This is a genomic window from Streptomyces sp. Ru73, from assembly GCF_002920575.1.
Lineage (GTDB): Bacteria > Actinomycetota > Actinomycetes > Streptomycetales > Streptomycetaceae > Streptomyces.
Map to the genome: position 1 here is coordinate 13,567 of NZ_PQSQ01000003.1, position 15,106 is coordinate 28,672.

General features: G+C 66.8%; 13 protein-coding genes and 1 pseudogene. 5 read left to right on the top strand and 9 right to left on the bottom strand.

Annotated features, from left to right (window positions below; genetic code table 11):
* Window positions 1–331 precede the first annotated feature (331 nt).
* The 3 genes from C3486_RS01925 (at window position 332) to C3486_RS01935 (ending at window position 3,585) form a co-directional block, all read left to right on the top strand.
* The gene (locus tag C3486_RS01925) at window positions 332–1,543 is read left to right on the top strand and encodes a PP2C family protein-serine/threonine phosphatase (RefSeq protein ID WP_103830752.1); all 1,212 of its coding nucleotides are present in this window, start codon (window positions 332–334) and stop codon (window positions 1,541–1,543) included.
* Between the two features lie 123 nt (window positions 1,544–1,666).
* Entirely contained in the window at window positions 1,667–3,004 is a 1,338-nt protein-coding gene (locus C3486_RS01930) for a transcriptional regulator (protein ID WP_103830753.1), read from the top strand.
* Window positions 3,005–3,054: 50 nt separating this feature from the next.
* Window positions 3,055–3,585, top strand: a complete 531-nt coding sequence (locus C3486_RS01935) for an NUDIX hydrolase (protein ID WP_103830754.1) — start codon at window positions 3,055–3,057, stop codon at window positions 3,583–3,585.
* Between the two features lie 107 nt (window positions 3,586–3,692).
* Here C3486_RS01935 and C3486_RS01940 read toward each other — a convergent pair whose 3' ends face one another.
* The 4 genes and pseudogenes from C3486_RS01940 to C3486_RS01955 form a co-directional block, all read right to left on the bottom strand.
* The gene (locus C3486_RS01940; protein ID WP_103830755.1) at window positions 3,693–3,950 is read right to left on the bottom strand and encodes a hypothetical protein; all 258 of its coding nucleotides are present in this window, start codon (window positions 3,948–3,950) and stop codon (window positions 3,693–3,695) included.
* A gap of 488 nt (window positions 3,951–4,438) precedes the next feature.
* Window positions 4,439–4,570, bottom strand: a pseudogene (locus tag C3486_RS01945) (3-hydroxyacyl-CoA dehydrogenase family protein); the annotation flags it as partial.
* Window positions 4,571–4,587: 17 nt separating this feature from the next.
* Window positions 4,588–5,922: a site-specific integrase gene (locus tag C3486_RS01950; RefSeq protein ID WP_103830756.1), complete on the bottom strand. Its 1,335-nt coding sequence runs from the start codon at window positions 5,920–5,922 to the stop codon at window positions 4,588–4,590.
* Between the two features lie 110 nt (window positions 5,923–6,032).
* On the bottom strand, window positions 6,033–6,302 hold the full coding sequence (locus tag C3486_RS01955; RefSeq protein WP_103830757.1) for a helix-turn-helix domain-containing protein: 270 nt from the start codon (window positions 6,300–6,302) through the stop codon (window positions 6,033–6,035).
* Window positions 6,303–7,604: 1,302 nt separating this feature from the next.
* Between C3486_RS01955 and C3486_RS38480 the strand changes: the two genes are divergently transcribed.
* Together C3486_RS38480 and C3486_RS01965 are read left to right on the top strand one after the other, a co-directional pair.
* Window positions 7,605–8,000: a GNAT family N-acetyltransferase gene (locus tag C3486_RS38480; RefSeq protein WP_308461210.1), complete on the top strand. Its 396-nt coding sequence runs from the start codon at window positions 7,605–7,607 to the stop codon at window positions 7,998–8,000.
* Between the two features lie 581 nt (window positions 8,001–8,581).
* Window positions 8,582–9,646 (top strand): RimK family alpha-L-glutamate ligase, encoded by a 1,065-nt coding sequence (locus tag C3486_RS01965; RefSeq protein ID WP_181138406.1) that lies wholly within the window; start codon window positions 8,582–8,584, stop codon window positions 9,644–9,646.
* Between the two features lie 297 nt (window positions 9,647–9,943).
* On the opposite strand, the gene lysX is transcribed toward C3486_RS01965, so the two are convergent.
* The 5 genes from lysX to C3486_RS01985 all read right to left on the bottom strand — a co-directional run bounded on the left by lysX (window position 9,944) and on the right by C3486_RS01985 (window position 15,077).
* A complete protein-coding gene (gene lysX, locus C3486_RS01970; RefSeq protein ID WP_103830760.1) occupies window positions 9,944–11,434 on the bottom strand; it encodes a bifunctional lysylphosphatidylglycerol synthetase/lysine--tRNA ligase LysX in 1,491 nt (496 codons plus the stop codon).
* A gap of 223 nt (window positions 11,435–11,657) precedes the next feature.
* Window positions 11,658–12,908, bottom strand: a complete 1,251-nt coding sequence (locus C3486_RS01975) for an aminotransferase class I/II-fold pyridoxal phosphate-dependent enzyme (RefSeq protein ID WP_181138407.1) — start codon at window positions 12,906–12,908, stop codon at window positions 11,658–11,660.
* Window positions 12,909–12,916: 8 nt separating this feature from the next.
* The gene (locus C3486_RS37110) at window positions 12,917–13,747 is read right to left on the bottom strand and encodes a hypothetical protein (protein WP_181138408.1); all 831 of its coding nucleotides are present in this window, start codon (window positions 13,745–13,747) and stop codon (window positions 12,917–12,919) included.
* Window positions 13,747–14,442, bottom strand: a complete 696-nt coding sequence (locus C3486_RS01980; RefSeq protein WP_103830762.1) for an SDR family oxidoreductase — start codon at window positions 14,440–14,442, stop codon at window positions 13,747–13,749. Before C3486_RS01980 ends, C3486_RS37110 begins: the two co-directional genes overlap by 1 nt.
* A complete protein-coding gene (locus C3486_RS01985; protein ID WP_103830763.1) occupies window positions 14,442–15,077 on the bottom strand; it encodes a hypothetical protein in 636 nt (211 codons plus the stop codon). Before C3486_RS01985 ends, C3486_RS01980 begins: the two co-directional genes overlap by 1 nt.
* Window positions 15,078–15,106: the final 29 nt, after the last annotated feature.

Sequence of the window (15,106 nt, forward strand, 5' to 3'; positions counted from 1 at the left end):
CCGCCACCGGCTTTTTTCGTGCCGGCTGCTTTCGTGCCGACTGCCCCTGCTGCCCCTGCTTGTGGCCGGGCGGCGGACCGGCGAGGGAGTGCTGTCCGCTGCGGAGCCGGTGCCGTCAGGAGCCGTTCGAGAGGTGGGCAGAGGACGGGCGAACGTCAACCGCGTCGATCACTCGATCGGGTGAGGTGCGGGCGGTGAGTGGCCAGAAGACCACGCAGCGTCGACAGAATCGATCACATCGTACGGCCGCGTGCGCCGCGCACCGAGTCACGCCAGGGGCGCGCCACGGCACGTGAGCACGCGGCGACGACACGGCTGAGGGGACACCCGCATGATCCGCACCCGGGCGTGGCGGCCGCTCCCGCACGTGCCGGGCGAGTCCCGTGGCGGCTTCGCCCGGCGGCTCTTCGTCCTCGTCCTCCCCGGCCTCTGGGTGGCCGGGATACTGCTCTGGGAGTGGACCGGCCGCGGCCACGGCGTACCGCTCCAGCTCCTCGCCGCAGCCCCGGCCATCGCCTGCGCCGGCACCGGCCGCCGGGAGTGCGTCGTCCTCGGCGGGCTGTGCGCGCTGCTCGCCCTGGTGCCGCTCGGCCCGGCCGGCCAGGCCCCTGCCTCGGTCACCCGGCTCGGGACCTGCGCCGCGACCCTGGCGGTCGTCGCGGCCAGCTATCTGACGGCGGGCCGGCGGGCCCGGCTCCTCCGCGAGCTGGCCCTCACCCGCGATGTGGCCGAGGCGGCCCAGCGCCTCGTGCTCCGCCCGCTGCCGGCGCGGATCGGCGGCATCCGGGTCGCGGCCGGCCATCTCTCCGCCTGCGAGGGCGCGTTGATCGGCGGCGACCTGTACGACGCGGTGCCCACCCGGTACGGGCTGCGCGTCGTCATCGGCGACGTACGCGGCCACGGTCTCGCGGCGATCGGCACGGTCTCCGCCATGCTCGGCTGCTTCCGCGAGGCGGCGCACGACGAGCCCGGACTGCCGGGGGTGCTGCGCCGCCTGGACCGCACGCTGGCCCGGCACCTGGCCGACCGGGACCGTGCCGGGCACCCGGCAGGGGAAGCCGGCACCGGGGCCGCGCAGCCGGCGGCCGATGAACCGACGGCCGAGGAGTTCGTGACGGTCCTGCTGCTCCAGGTCACCCAGGCCGGCGAGGTCACCGCGCTCAACTGCGGCCACCCCTGGCCGTATCGGTTCAGCAGCCGTACCGCCGAGCCGGTCGCCGACGCCGAACCGCTGCCCCCGCTGGGCCTGTTCCCGCTTCCCGACCGGCTCGCCGCCCTCCCGGGCCGCCGCCTGGAGCGCGGCGAGGGGCTGCTGCTGTACACCGACGGAGCGGAGGACGCACGGGACGCGCACGGCGCGTTCTTCCCGCTCCACGCCGAACTCCTCGCCTGCCTCGCCGCGCACGCCACCTCCACCGTGCCCGCCCCCTGCGCGCTCGTCACCGCCGTACGCGAGCGGATCGCGCGGCACGCGGGCGGCCGGCTCACCGACGACGTGGCACTGCTGGCACTCGCCGACGACCGGCCCCCCGTCCCCGCCTGAGGGCCCGTCACCTCCACGGCAGCGCACGTCGCTTCACACCCCGTGTGAACTCCCCCTGATTACGCTGGACGACGAGGCGAAGCGCGCCCGCTGCGGACGACGGGCGCGGACGGGGAGAAGGCCATGGAGCCCAACACGCTGCTCGACGCGATCCTGGACGAGGCGGGCATCTCGCACGCCGGGCTCGCCGCGCACATCAACCAGCTCGGCCGCCGGCGCGGCCTGTCCCTGCGGTACGAACACACCGCCGTGGCCCGCTGGCTCAAGGGCCAGCGGCCGCGCGGCCAAGTACCCGACCTGATCTGCGAGATCCTCAGCGAGCGGCTGCACCGCCCGGTCGGCCTGGACGACATCGGGCTGAGCCGGCCCGGCACCCGCCGCGCCCCCGACACCCCGCTCTCCGGCTTCGTCGAGCGGGCCACAGCGCTGTGGCGCTCCGACGAGCAGCAGCGCCCGCACGTCCTCAGCGCCCCCGCGCTCACCGGCACCTCCGCCGTCATGCCCGTGTGGGAGTGGGAGAACCCGCCGGAGGACTCCGACGTCTCGCGCTCCGGCCTGACCCGCGTGTCCATGGCCGACATCGAGATGCTGCGCTCCGCGCGCACGCACTACGAGCAGATGTACCGCAAGGCCGGCGGGGTCGCGACCAGGGCACGCGTCGTCGGCTTCCTCAACACCGAGGCGGCACCGCTGCTGCGGGGCAGCTACACCGACGCCACCGGACGCCAGCTGCACCGCGCCACCGGCGGGCTGGTGGCGGTGGCCGGCATCTGCGCGTACGACTCGGACGCCTTCGGGCTCGCGCAGCGTTACTTCCACCAGGCCCTCCGGCTGGCCAAGGCCAGCGGCGACCGGGGGCTCGGCGCGTACGTCATCGCCCTGCTGGTGAACCAGTCCCTGTTCACCCGGGAGTACCGGCAGGCCGTCGCCTTCGCCGAGGCGGCACTGCGCGCGGCGGGCCCGCACATCACCCCGGCGCTGGCGGCCGACCTGTACGCGATGCAGGCCAAGGCGTACGCACGGCTGGGCGACGGCGCCGGCGCGCTGTCCTGCATCCGCCGGGCCGAGGCCGCCGCCGAGCGGATCCGTCCCGGCCAGGAGCCGGCCGAGACGGGGTACGTCCAGCCGGGCCTGGTCAACGTACAGGTGGCGGAGGCGCTGCTCAGCCTGGGCGACCTGCGGGCCGCCCGCGAGCAGGCGACCGCCGCCGTCGACACCCCCGCGCACGACCGCGGACGGGTGCACCGGCTGGCCATGCTCGCGCACATCGAACTGAGACAGGGGGAGACCGAGCGTGCCGTGGCCAGTGCGACACAGATGGCCGAACAGGCACGGGGCATGGAGTCGCAGCGGTTACGGGACCGCCTGCGGGCGGTACGCGAGCTCCTTGCCGAAACCGGAAGCAGCGCCACCGACGCCGCGGCCGACTTGATCGACGAGGCGCTGCGCGTTCCGCTCTGACGGATGGCTCGTGTCCACGTGCCATCTCTACGGCGGAAGGTGGCAGACACGTGCGATGGAAGAACCTCAAGGAGCAGACCGTGTACGAGAACCGCTGGTTCCGGGTCAATCTCGCCGATGTGGAACTCCCGGACGGGCGGCATCTGGACCACTACCTGATCCGCATGCGGGCGGTCGCGGTGGCCACGGTGGTCAACGAGGCCAACGAGGTGCTCCTGCTCTGGCGGCACCGCTTCATCACCGACACCTGGGGCTGGGAGCTGGCCGCCGGGGTGGTCGAGGACGGCGAGGACGTGGCCGTCGCGGCCGCCCGTGAGATGGAGGAGGAGACCGGCTGGCGGCCCGGCCCCCTCCAGCACCTGATGACCGTGGAGCCGTCCAACGGCCTCACGGACGCCCGGCACCACATCTACTGGTCCGACGAGGCGGAGTACGTCGGCCACCCCGAGGACGACTTCGAGTCCGACCGGCGCGAGTGGATCCCGCTCAAGCTGGTGCCGGACATGGTGGCGCGGGGTGAGGTGCCGGCGGCCAACATGGCGGCGGCGCTGCTGATGCTGCACCATCTCCGGCTGGGCTGAACCCGGGGCGCATGACCCTGGGCTGACCGGCGCCCGGCCCGGCGACGCCCGTCAGGGCCGTTGCGGACGCCGCCCGGCGCCGGTCAGGTCGGTGACCCGGCCGCGGATCAGGTCATCAGGACCTGCCACACGGCGACCGCCAGGGCCGCGATCCCGGTGAGCGCGGCGACGGACGGCAGCGGCCACCGTCCGTGTTCGATGCGGGTCAGCCGGCTGTGCAGCTCGTCCGCCTCGCGCTCGTACTGCTCGGTGCGCTGGGCGAGCAGCGCGAGCTGGCCGTCGACGCGCGCGGTGCGCACGTCACAGCAGCGTCTGAGCTCCGCCACGTCGGTGGCCACTGGGTCGGTTTCTGGGTGGGCGGTCACGGTCCGCTCCTCATTCCTCTCGGAAACTCGGCGTTTTTCCTACTACGGACAGTGAACTGCTTTGTGGGGCACGGCGGGAGAGTGTGCGGGGGGAATATGCGTGTCAACGTCGCACACCCCGTGTGAACCGGGCGTGGCCGGCGGTGTGGAGGGGCGTCGCGCGCCGGAAGGGGAGGGTGCCGCGCGCCTCACACGGGGTGTGAAGCGCGCACCCGAAGCGAGCCGCTTCACACGGTCCCGGCCGACGCCGCCGTGGAGTTGACTCGGGAGCGCCACGGGGGCACAGCCGGCGGACCGGGCGCCCCGCCGGCGGTGTCCGACCGCCGTCTTCCCCCGAGCGGCGGCGGACGGCCGGACGGCCCACGCCTTCAGACGCCGTCCGGCGCCCCCGTGGAACGGCCACGGCCCGTGCGCTCCTCCAGCGGGGGAGCGGCACGGGCCGGTGTGCGCTTACGGGGCCCCGGCACGGGCGGGGCCCCGTGGGGTGCTCAGTACGGGTAGAAGCCGGAGCCGGTCTTGCGGCCCAGCCGGCCCGCGTCGACCATCCGCTGCAGCAGCGGGGGAGCGGCGTACAGCGGCTCCTTGAACTCCTCGTACATGCAGTCAGCACCCGAGACCACCGCTCTGACCTGCGGTTTCACGGACCGTTCGGAGCCTTCCGGGAGCCCAGGGACTTTTCAGGGACATTCGGTTGTGGATCTTGATCGAACCACTCGTCCATGGCGGCGAGACCTCGCTTGCCCGCCCCGGGCATGAAATGAGCGTAGTGCTTCAGAGTGGTCTGCGGCGAGGCGTGCCCTAGCCACTCCGACACGCTCACGATCGACTCGCCTGCCTCAAGCTGGGTACTCGCGTACGTGTGCCGGAGGACGTGAAACATGTCTGTGCGCGAAAGCTCGTAGACGGGGTACCGCCGGACGCGGCCTCCGTGCGTCGCGACCTTCTCGCCGATCGCCTTCAGAAGCCCGGCCGCTGCGAGCGCGGGCCGCCAGTTCTGCTTGTTCCACATCGAGGGGTTGATTCGGTTGCCGTGCGCAGTGCTCAGGACCAGCAGGACGGTGATCGGTTTGCGCTGTCGCGCTTCCAGCTGCGTCGTCGGTGGCTCGGGGTTGCGCCACGGGAGTGTGCAGGCGACCGGGGGGAAGCGACAGAGGTGGAATTGGACGCGCTTGGCGAGGTTGGGGGAGAGGGGAACCTCGCGCGTTTTGCCGCCCTTCGGCAGGCAGAAGTACGGCCTTCCCTTCGAGTCCCACCGTAGCTGTCGGCGGATGTGTACGACGCCGGCATCGAAGTCGAAGTCGTCCTCGCCGAGGCCGAACGCCTCGCCTTGACGCAGGCCGAGGCCGACGCCGAGGTCCACCGCGATGTGGTACCGATCCTGGAGACCCGCCCGGACGGCATCCACGGTCGACCTGGGCCATGCCTTGGCCTTCGTCTTCGTAGGTTTGGGCGCTTTGACCGTCCGACGGGCCTTGCAGGGGTTCTTGGCCAGGCGGCCGTCGTCGACGGCGGCTTCGAGGATCGTGGAGAGGTGGATCCAGATCACCTGGGCCGTGGACGCCTCGACCCGTGTCAGCAGTTGGGCCGTCCACGTGCGCAGCACGGCAGCGTCGATGTCCCGGAGCGCCGTTTCTCCTAGAAATGGCAGAATATGATTCCAGATCTTGCTGCGCATGGAGGCTGCGGTCGACGGTTCGTCTGACCTGCTCGGCCACCAGTGTTTCTCGATGTATTGAGCGAGGGGGATCGCCCCGTCGCGGGGATCGATGAACTCGCCGCGCGTGGTGTCGGTCTGTGCGTTTGTGAGCCAACGCTTTGCGTCCTCGCTCGTGTCGAACGACCGGTCCCGAACGCCAGGAATGCCCTTCACCCGGTAGCGCTTGCCCTTGCCCCACAGGGCTGTTCGCTCCCGCTTACCGGTGTCCTTATTGGGTTTCTTCTTGAGCCAGCGGTCTTCTATGTACCCCGCCAAGGGAAAATACTCCTAGGGACTCAAATGCGAATGCTTATGTCGCATCGAGAGGTTCGTGCGTGTCGGCATCCTGAAAGATCGCGGCACGGTATCGGGCTCGCGCACAGTTTTCAAAGAGTGCGTACTGCGCGCTTCATTGGCTTCTGACTGAGGGGATTGAGTGCAGCGTTGGAACGTGAATCTGCCTGTTCCTGCACTGTGATCCACTCGTCGAGGGATGAAATCCTGTACATAACGCGACCTCCCATACGGAAGCTCGGCGGTCCCTGCCGCCGGTGACGCCAGACGTACAGGGTGTTCGGTGAAATCCCGAGGTATTTTGCTGCCTTGGTCAGGTTCAAGAACGCGGCATCATGAGTGGGCGTGCTCTGGTCGTGCATATCCGGCCTCCAAGGTGCGAAGCGTCGATACACACCATGATCCGGATAAGCCCCGGCTTGGTGAGGCCGGGAAAATCTGGTAGCGCGTGTGCTGGCTGCCTCGTGGCATTGAAGAGCAGCTGTTCATCTTCGGCACAGCAGACCATGACGCTGGATCACCCACTCGTTGACCTGGGGATTTATCGACACCCGTACGTTGACATGGTGTCCGCGCGGGTCTCCAGTCGTGGACGTCTGCCGTAGGCGAACGGAGCCAGAACCCGGCGTACAGGCCGACTCGTCCGCCGCCACCTGCAGCTTCACCATGGAAAGGGCCTCTGACCTGCGCCGGAGGCCCTTTCCGACCTTTCGCGGGCTTGCCGCCTTACGCGGCCGAAAGTCCCGCTGAAGTCCCTCCGACAGCGCTGAAAATCCCTGAAAAGTCCCAGAGGGCGAGCCTTGGCTGGGGCTCTGAACAGGCGCTTTGAACAGCGCTGTCGCCTCGCCTTCTCAGTGTGACGCGACAGGTCGGACTGAAAGGCTCCCGTTCCAGCGAGTGGTGAGACCTCCTCCGGATGAGTGCGTCAGCAGCCCGCGCAGGCAGGTGATCGGCCAGCATCTGCTCCAGACGTCGGGTGCTGGCTAGCTCGTGCTCCCTGTGCGATTCGGGGAGGAAGAACCGCAGCGGCTGTATGGCCCTGAACGGTGGGGTTCCATTCGCCGGTTCTGCCCTGGTTCCCGACGCGGAGCCATTCAGTGTTCTCGGGATGGCTCCGGGCTCTGTCACCTGACCAGCGGAATCAAGCGAGCGCACAGCGACAGCGCGAGTGACCGTGAGGTATGCGCCCGGGGCAGTGGCACCTCACTGAAGATGTCGACGGCTTCCTCGACCGAGCCGGAGTCTTTCTGCAGTCACGCCCCGCGCTACACACACTCCTGCTGACGGCAACCGAGTCCGTACGAAAGCGTGGGGCGGGCGCGTATGGCGCCGAGGCCCCTCTCTTCGGCTGGCTGGAGAGGGGAGGCGAGGTCCGCGCGGCTCTCTTCCGCACCCCACCCCACCGACTCGTCCTCACCTCCCTCACCCCCGAGGAGGCCGACGCCCTCGCCGCTCATCTGGCCGGTCTTGGGCGCTCTCTTCCCGGGGTCAGTGGCGACAGCGGCACCGCCACTTCCTTCGCTGAGGGTTGGCGGCGGCACATGGGTGTGACACCGTCGCTCCACGAGCACCAGCGTCTCTACAGACTCGATGCTCTTACTCCACCGGAGCCACTCCCGGAGGGCCGGGGGCGCGTCGCAGGGAAGCGGGACCGCGAGCAGCTCATGCGCTGGTATCACGAGTTCGTTGACGCCATCGGTGAAGTTCCTTCCTCCGACGCGAGCTCATGGGCCGACGCTCGCATCGCCAACGGGAGGGTCAGGCTCTGGCAGACCCCGGACGGCACTCCCGTCTCCATGGCGGGTGCGACGTCGCTGGTCGCCGGCCAAATTAGGGTGGCCCCTGTCTACACGCCGGCGCACCTACGCGGCCATGGCTACGCGGCGGCCGCGATGGTCGAAGTGAGCCAGGCTGCGCTGGCCGCGGGCGCGAAGGAGGTCGTACTGTTCGCGGACCTGGCCAACTCCACCAGCAACCGTCTTTACCAACGGATCGGGTACCGCCCGGTGGCTGACTTCGCGCTGTACGACTTCTTGCGTGACAGGCCAGGAGCAAGTTGAAGGACTCGCGGAGGACGTAAAACGTCCTGTATAGCGAGCACTTCCGTCATGTGACGTGGCACCGGCAGCATTACACGGAAGTCTTCGGCTAACGATGGTGCGAGGACTCCAACCCGACCTTCCGGGCGCGCACAAACGCGGTTCAGCCTGCGAAGCGGTGCCGACAGGTAAGGCCGGTGTCGGCGAGGTGGCCTTCGAGGAGGCCATGGCGGTATTGCATGCGTTTGAGGCGGGTGCGCACGAGTGCAGCAGTCCCATCACCAGGCGCTGCATGACGCAGACTCTACGGGACGAACGGGGCATCGGGGCAGGAGAGGATGCCTACAGCCCTACTCGGTCCTGCGACGAGCGCAACGAACAAGGCGTGGGTGTATCACCACGGGGATGTGCCCGGTTCGCCCCCACCAGTCACGCTTGGCATCCGATCAGCGACACTTCTGCGGTGTTCCCTCGTCGTCACGAGGGTGGGATCATGCAGAAGGCAATCGGGGTATCCCGGAGGCTCGTCGCGAAACGGGACGCGCCCCTCGGCGATCAGCGGTGCATGTTCATGACTGCGACCATTTGGGAGGTGCGGAATCGTGATCAGCAACCCTGAGGAGTCGGGAACATCCCGGCATTCGATCACCGACACTCCATTTGCGTACCAGGTGATTTCCCGTGTAGCGCCCAAGTTAGGCATTTCGCTGGAACTCGAACCGTGGGGGCTCGAAGCGGCCCGACTCGAATTCCCTAATGGCCGGATCGCCTACTTCCGTCATGGCAATCTTGATATAAATCCATCTGGTAGCGCAGACCTTGCGCGGGACAAGTGTGCGTGCGCGCATTTTCTGGAAAATGCCGGAATACCGGTTCCGTCGAGCTTGCCAATCCGGAGAATTGGCGACGGAATGGGTGAACAGATCGACGGCTTTGTTTCGCAACACTCTTGGCCGCTTGTTGTGAAGCCCAATAGCCGCTATGGCGGTCAGGGAGTCGAGAAGGTCGATAACGTGCCTGCCTTGTTTTTTGCCGTGAAGGAGGCATTGCGCATAGACAAGATCGCCCTGCTTCAGCCCTTCATACACGGCCAAGACGTTAGAGTCGTAGTGCTCGACGGGACACCAGTCGCCGCATACAGCCGTACCCCGCCGATGCTCATTGGTGACGGTAGCCGCTCGATCCAGGCGCTTCTCGAAGGCGCGTATGCCGATGGTGCGTCTCCCCTGCCGACGAGACGGCTTCCAGAATACGGTGAAGCCGCTGCCCGGCTGGCGAGACGAGAAGGCGGGCTGCGGCGTGTACCTTGCAGCGGTGAGCACGTTCCTTTGGCGGATGCTGCCAATGTCGCGACAGGGGCAGACGTAGTCGACCTGTCCGGGTTGCTCCCGGCGGATGTTCTGTCCGTGGCTGTCGATGCGGCCCGCGCCGCGGGATTGCGTTTGGCTGGGGTGGATCTCCTGGTCGACCCCCTGCCGGAGCCTTCCGGCTTCGTTCACTCCCAATCCCAGCGCGAAGTGCTGCGCAAAGGCCCTAGCAACGGGCGGTGCGTTGTCTTGGAGGTCAACAGTGCCCCGGAGTTGGACGGCTTCGCCTCGCTCGGGGCCTGCCAGGCTGCCCTCGTCGAGGACCTGTACGAATCGGTTCTTCTGGAGATAGCGAGATAGCGGGTCCGGCGTTCGAGTCCCCGGCGGCGCACCTTCACCAGGTCTCCTGGCAGGCAAAGCCGCTCGCCCCTATGAGGCGGGCGGCTTTCGACTGTCTCCCGTGGGCAGCGGGCCGCCCTTGATGTTGGGAGCCGAGCCTCTCGACATTCCCACTCGCGCCCGTCCTACAGGCCATGGACGGCACCTCCGGAATTCAAGTGCTCGCCGGGGGCTGCCAGATCCCCCGGCAGGATGCTTCAGTGTGGCCTCTGCGGTGACTTCCCGCAAAGGCCACACAGGCTGAGCGCCGGTGGGGCGTCAGCTGGGCTTCACTAGGGGGAACAGGATGGTCTCGCGGATGTTCTTGCCGGTGAAGGCCATGATCAGACGATCGATGCCCATACCCATCCCACCCGTGGGGGGCATTCCGTATTCGAGCGCACGGAGGAAGTCCTCGTCGAGTTGCATGGCTTCAGGGTCGCCGCCCGCAGCTAGCAGGGACTGCTTTGTGAGGCGCCGGCGCTGCTCGATGGGATCGACCAGCTCCGAGAAGGCAGTGCCAAGTTCAGCACCAAACCCAATCAGATCCCACTTCTCAGCAAGAAGGGGCTCGGAACGATGCTGGCGGGTCAGCGGTGAGGTCTCGACCGGGTAGTCCATGACGAACGTGGGTTGCATGATCGTGTGCTCAACAAGTTCCTCGAACACTTCCTGGACCAATTTGCCCTGACCCCACTTGGGGTCCCAGGCGATCCCACGAGCGTCAGCGAGTTTGCGGACGTCTTCGATGGGGGTGTGCGGCGTGATCTCCTCACCGAGGGCGTCTGAGACCGAGCCGTAGACGGTCTTGCGCGGCCACTCAGCAGCGCCGAGGTCGTACTCGACGTCGTTGTGGACGACCACAGTCGTCCCCAGCGCCGCCACGACGGCCTGCTGGATCGACCGCTGGGTGAGGTCGGCCATGTCGTTGTAGTCGAGATAGGTGCCGTAGGTCTCAAGCATCGTGAACTCGGGGTTGTGCGTGGAGTCCGCGCCTTCGTTCCGGAAGTTCCGGTTGATCTCGAATACCTTTTCGATGCCGCCGACAACGAGCCGCTTCAAGTACAGCTCGATCGCGATACGGAGGTACATCTCCATGTTGTAGGCGTTGATGTGAGTCTTGAACGGCCGGGCCGCCGCGCCGCCGTGGATCCGCTGGAGCATCGGCGTCTCGACCTCCAGGTAGCCCTCAGAGTGCCAGAAGTCTCGGATCGCCCGCACAGTGTCGCTGCGCAGGTGAGCCATCTTGCGGGACTCGTCGTTGACGATGAGGTCGAGATACCGATAGCGGACGCGAGCTTCGGGGTCGGAGAGGCCGGCGTGCTTCTCTGGCAGCGGTCGCAGGCACTTCGACGTGATCGCCCAGCTCTCCGCCATGATCGAAAGTTCGCCGCGCTTGGATGAGATGACCTCTCCGGTTACGCCGATGTGGTCGCCGAGGTCTACGTCGCGCTTCCACGCCTTGAGTGCCTCTTCGCCGACGCTCCCGAGCGAGATCATCACCTGGATGTCAGCGGTTCCGTCCCGAAGAGTGGCGAAGCAGAGTTTGCCGCCGATCCGTGACAGCATGACCCGCCCGGTGATCCCGACCTTGTCGCCGGTCACGGCATCGGCCTCCAGCTCCGGGTATTTTGCCCGGACCTCGCCGATGGTGTGCGTGCGCGGGTAGGTCACCGGGTACGGCTCGACGCCGTTCTCACGGAGCCGCGCCACCTTCTCCAGACGGACGCGCATCTGCTCCGGTGCACCCTCGTAGATCTCGTCACTCATGGCACAAGGATAGGCGGAAACGTCCTGCGTCTTCGCCATGGTTAATGATGCCCTGGGCCGCCAAGTCCGCCATTCGGCTAGTGTGTTGAGCATCACTCGGGGCACGCAACGCCAGTGCGCGATTCGTCACAGCCATTACTGCGGCGGCGTCTGGAGCAAGCCGCAACGGTTCGCCCGTGGGTCGAGCGAACCGTCACGAGGGTCAAGGTTGGATATAAGCAGGTCACATGGCACTTCTTGCGTAGCTACGCGCCGATCCCATGAGCTCAAGGGCCCGCGACGATACGTCGCTGATTCGTTCGAGAAGGCCGTCAATCTGCTCACTGCTATGCATGGCTGACACGGTGAGACGGACACGGCATGCGTCCGGAGCGACCGCTGGTGGGGTGACGGCGACACACCAGTACCCCTTGTCGAGCATCAACTCCTCGAACCTAGCTGCCGCGTGTGGTGTCCCCATGTGAAGGGGGATGATGGGCCCGTCACCTGGCGGATTGATGCCCATGCGGACCAGGCCGGTGCGGAGCCGACGTACGTTGGTCCACAGTATTTGGCGTATCCCCGGCTCGCTCCGGAGGATCCGCAGGGCTGCGATGGTCGCTGCTGCCTGTTCTGCCGGCAGGCTCGAAGTGAAGCGGTAGCCCGAGCTGAAGGTACGGAGCATTGCGATCGTTCGTTCATCGCCCAGAACGGCCCCTCCCATGCCTCCGAAGGCTTTGCTGAGGGTGGCGACCTGGAGGGGGATGCGTCCGCTGAGGCCGAAGTGATTGGCGGTGCCGGATCCGTCGGCGCCGTACACGCCTGTGCCGTGAGCGTCGTCCACCATGAGGACTGCTCCATACGTATCGCATACTTCGACGAGGCGGGGGAGATCCGCTAGGTCCCCGTCCATACTGAACACTCCCTCCGTGACGACGAGGGCGGCGCGCCCCTTGTACGCGGCGAGGACGTCGGCCAGGTGTTCGGCATCGTTGTGTCGGAAGCGAACCCGTTCAGCAGAGGATTCTCGGGCGCCCATCTGGATGCTGCGGTGGCACAGCTCGTCGTAGATGACCACTGGCTGGCTGCTGGGCGCCGGGCCTCCGTACCAACGGCGGGCCAGTTCGCCAGCGTCGAGGATGCCGTGGATGGCTGCGATGTTCGCCAGCAACCCGGTGGCTGTAACGAGGGCCGAGGGCTGCTTCTTGAACTCGGCTAGCTCGTACTCGAGTTGTTCGAGTAGTCCGAGGTTGCCGCCAAGGCGACGAGACTCGCTGGTGGCGTGGGTGTGTTCGTGCAAGGCTTGGGTGGCTGCGGCCTTCACCTCGGTCCGGTGGTTAAGGCCCAGGTAGTTGTTCGAGCAGAAGGAGACCACTGTGCTGCCATCGTGGAGGCGTACGTGTGGGGTGGGTAGTGTCTCGCTCCGGCGCTCTGGCGGGAGGAGTCCACGGCCGGCCAGCCAGTCGTGGGCTGCGTGAAGGTCGGAGAACAGCATTGGTGTGTTCATATGGCGAGCCTCAGGCTGGAGGCCACGGTGAGCAGGGACGCGGCGTGGAAGCCGCTTTGGTGATACGAAGCGAGGTCCGCGGCCCAGCGAAGGAGCTGGTTGTCCTCGACGGAAAAGCTGTCTTCCTCTTGGCGGGCAAGGATTCCGCAGGTGGACAGGTCTGCTAAAGCCTGCCGGCAATGAGGGGCTTCCAGTTCTGCAAATCTGCGGTATCCGGGATGGACGCCGAAGCCACCGTTGGGGTGGTCCTTGTTCAGGATGCGGGCCATAACGTCTTCGGTACCAAAATTCCTGCTCCTGAGATCGGGGAGGCATAGGGCCACGATGGTGGTCCACGCCCGCCTACGCAGTGTCGCGAGGATGTCTCTGTTGCCGGCTACGTGTCGGCTGAAGGCCAAGGCGCCCATCCAGGCCAGGTACCAGGTGTCCTCGCTGCTGTTCCAGTAGGAGTCACCTAACTCCCGCGGCAGCGCGGGCTTGCCGTTGGCCATGGGGATACCTCGGCCTGCAGCGGCGTCGTGTGCCTGATCGATGGTGAAGTATTCGCCGGGGTAGCGGAAGTCGAGGCGCATCCCATGCTGCTGATGCAGGGCGCGGTAATCGTCGATGAAGCCGCTCAGACGGTCAAAGAGAGCGTCGTCCGGCTTAGTGCCGACGGGGAGGACGACATTGACGTCGATGTCGCTGTTTCCGCGGACGGCGGCGCCAAAGGGAAGGCTTCCGCTGGTAAATGCCACGACCGCTTCGGGGATGTGAAATTCGACGAGCTTGCCGAGCTGTTGGTGGATGCGGTCAGCCTCTTCCAGGCCGATGATATCGCCGGGCATCACAGGTCTCCCACCGCATTGTTGACGAAGAGCGTTTCCACACAAGCCTGCGGAGGGAGCTGAATTGCCGCGACAGTAAGCTCGGCGATGGATTTTGGATCCATGAATTCCGTCTTCTCTTCGGGCCGCAGATGGTCGTAGGAAGGCGTATCGACTGAGCCGGGCTGGACGCTTGTCACCCTGATGCGGCGTGGCCGGAACTCGTCTCGCATACTCGCGGCGAAGCCCTCAAGCGCGTGCTTGGAGGCGCAGTACAGGGACCAGTCGGCAAAGCCCCTGCGGCCTGCAATGGAGGAGACGAACGTGACCACCGCCCTACCGTCACGAAGAAGAGGCGTGAACGCCTTGGTGGAAAAGATCGCCCCGGCCACGTTCGTGTCGAAGAGTTCGTCGTACTGGGCGCGGCTGGCGGAGGGGAGCGGCGTCGGGTAGCCGACTCCCGCGCACAGGACCAGGGCATCTACGCGTCTACATGAGCTTGCCACAGCGGCAGAGCAGTTGTTGACGGCGTCGAGGTCACGAACATCGACATCGTGCGTACGGCAGCCTTCGTGATTGGCGTGGCTGTAGCTGCTGGCTCGCCGGGCAAGGATGTGGACCTTCCAGCCGAGGTTGAGCAGCTGGGTGCTGATTGCCTCGCCGATGCCGAGGCTCCCTCCGGTGATAACCGCGACGCGGTCGGTGGTCTGGTTCATCACTGGCCTCCGTTCAGGTCCTCTTGGATGGACTGGCGTAGGTCGTCTATCGCTGCAGCGATCCGCTCCGGAGTGCTCGTGAACACATCACCGTCGCGGTTGTGATCCGAGATGACGAGCAGGCACCGCAGCTGGTGGCCGGCGAGAGTGGCCGCGGAGAACAGATGGGCGCTCTCCATGTCGACGCAGTCAGCTGTACTCGCGAGCAGGTGGTGAAGAAGCGTGGAGTCGGCTAAGCAGCCGACCGTCGCGGCAACGCCACCAAGCAGCGGCGACTTGGTCGGATGGCTACGAGCGTGGAACGGCAGGCGGGCAGGAAAGGACGATTGGCTGGGTTTTCCCGCAGGGGGTTCTGCGATGAAGGCAGACTCCGGGTCCACGATGGTGCCGATCGGTTGGTTCCGCAGGCCACCGGCCAGGCCGACGAACGTGATCCGCGTCGGTTGGGGAAGTGCGAAGACGATGTCCTTGGCGGCTGTGCCTTGAGGAACGTGTACGACGGCAGCGTCCCCGATCAGGGAAGTGCGCCACCAGCCGTCGCATTCCGTTCCGCCGCGAGCCAACGCTGCGTGGATGCTGCGAATCGGGGTCAGGACTACCGCGCGACCGCGCCAATCACAGCCAAGCAGCGTCATACATGCTCGCCGTCGCCACCGTTCGTCCG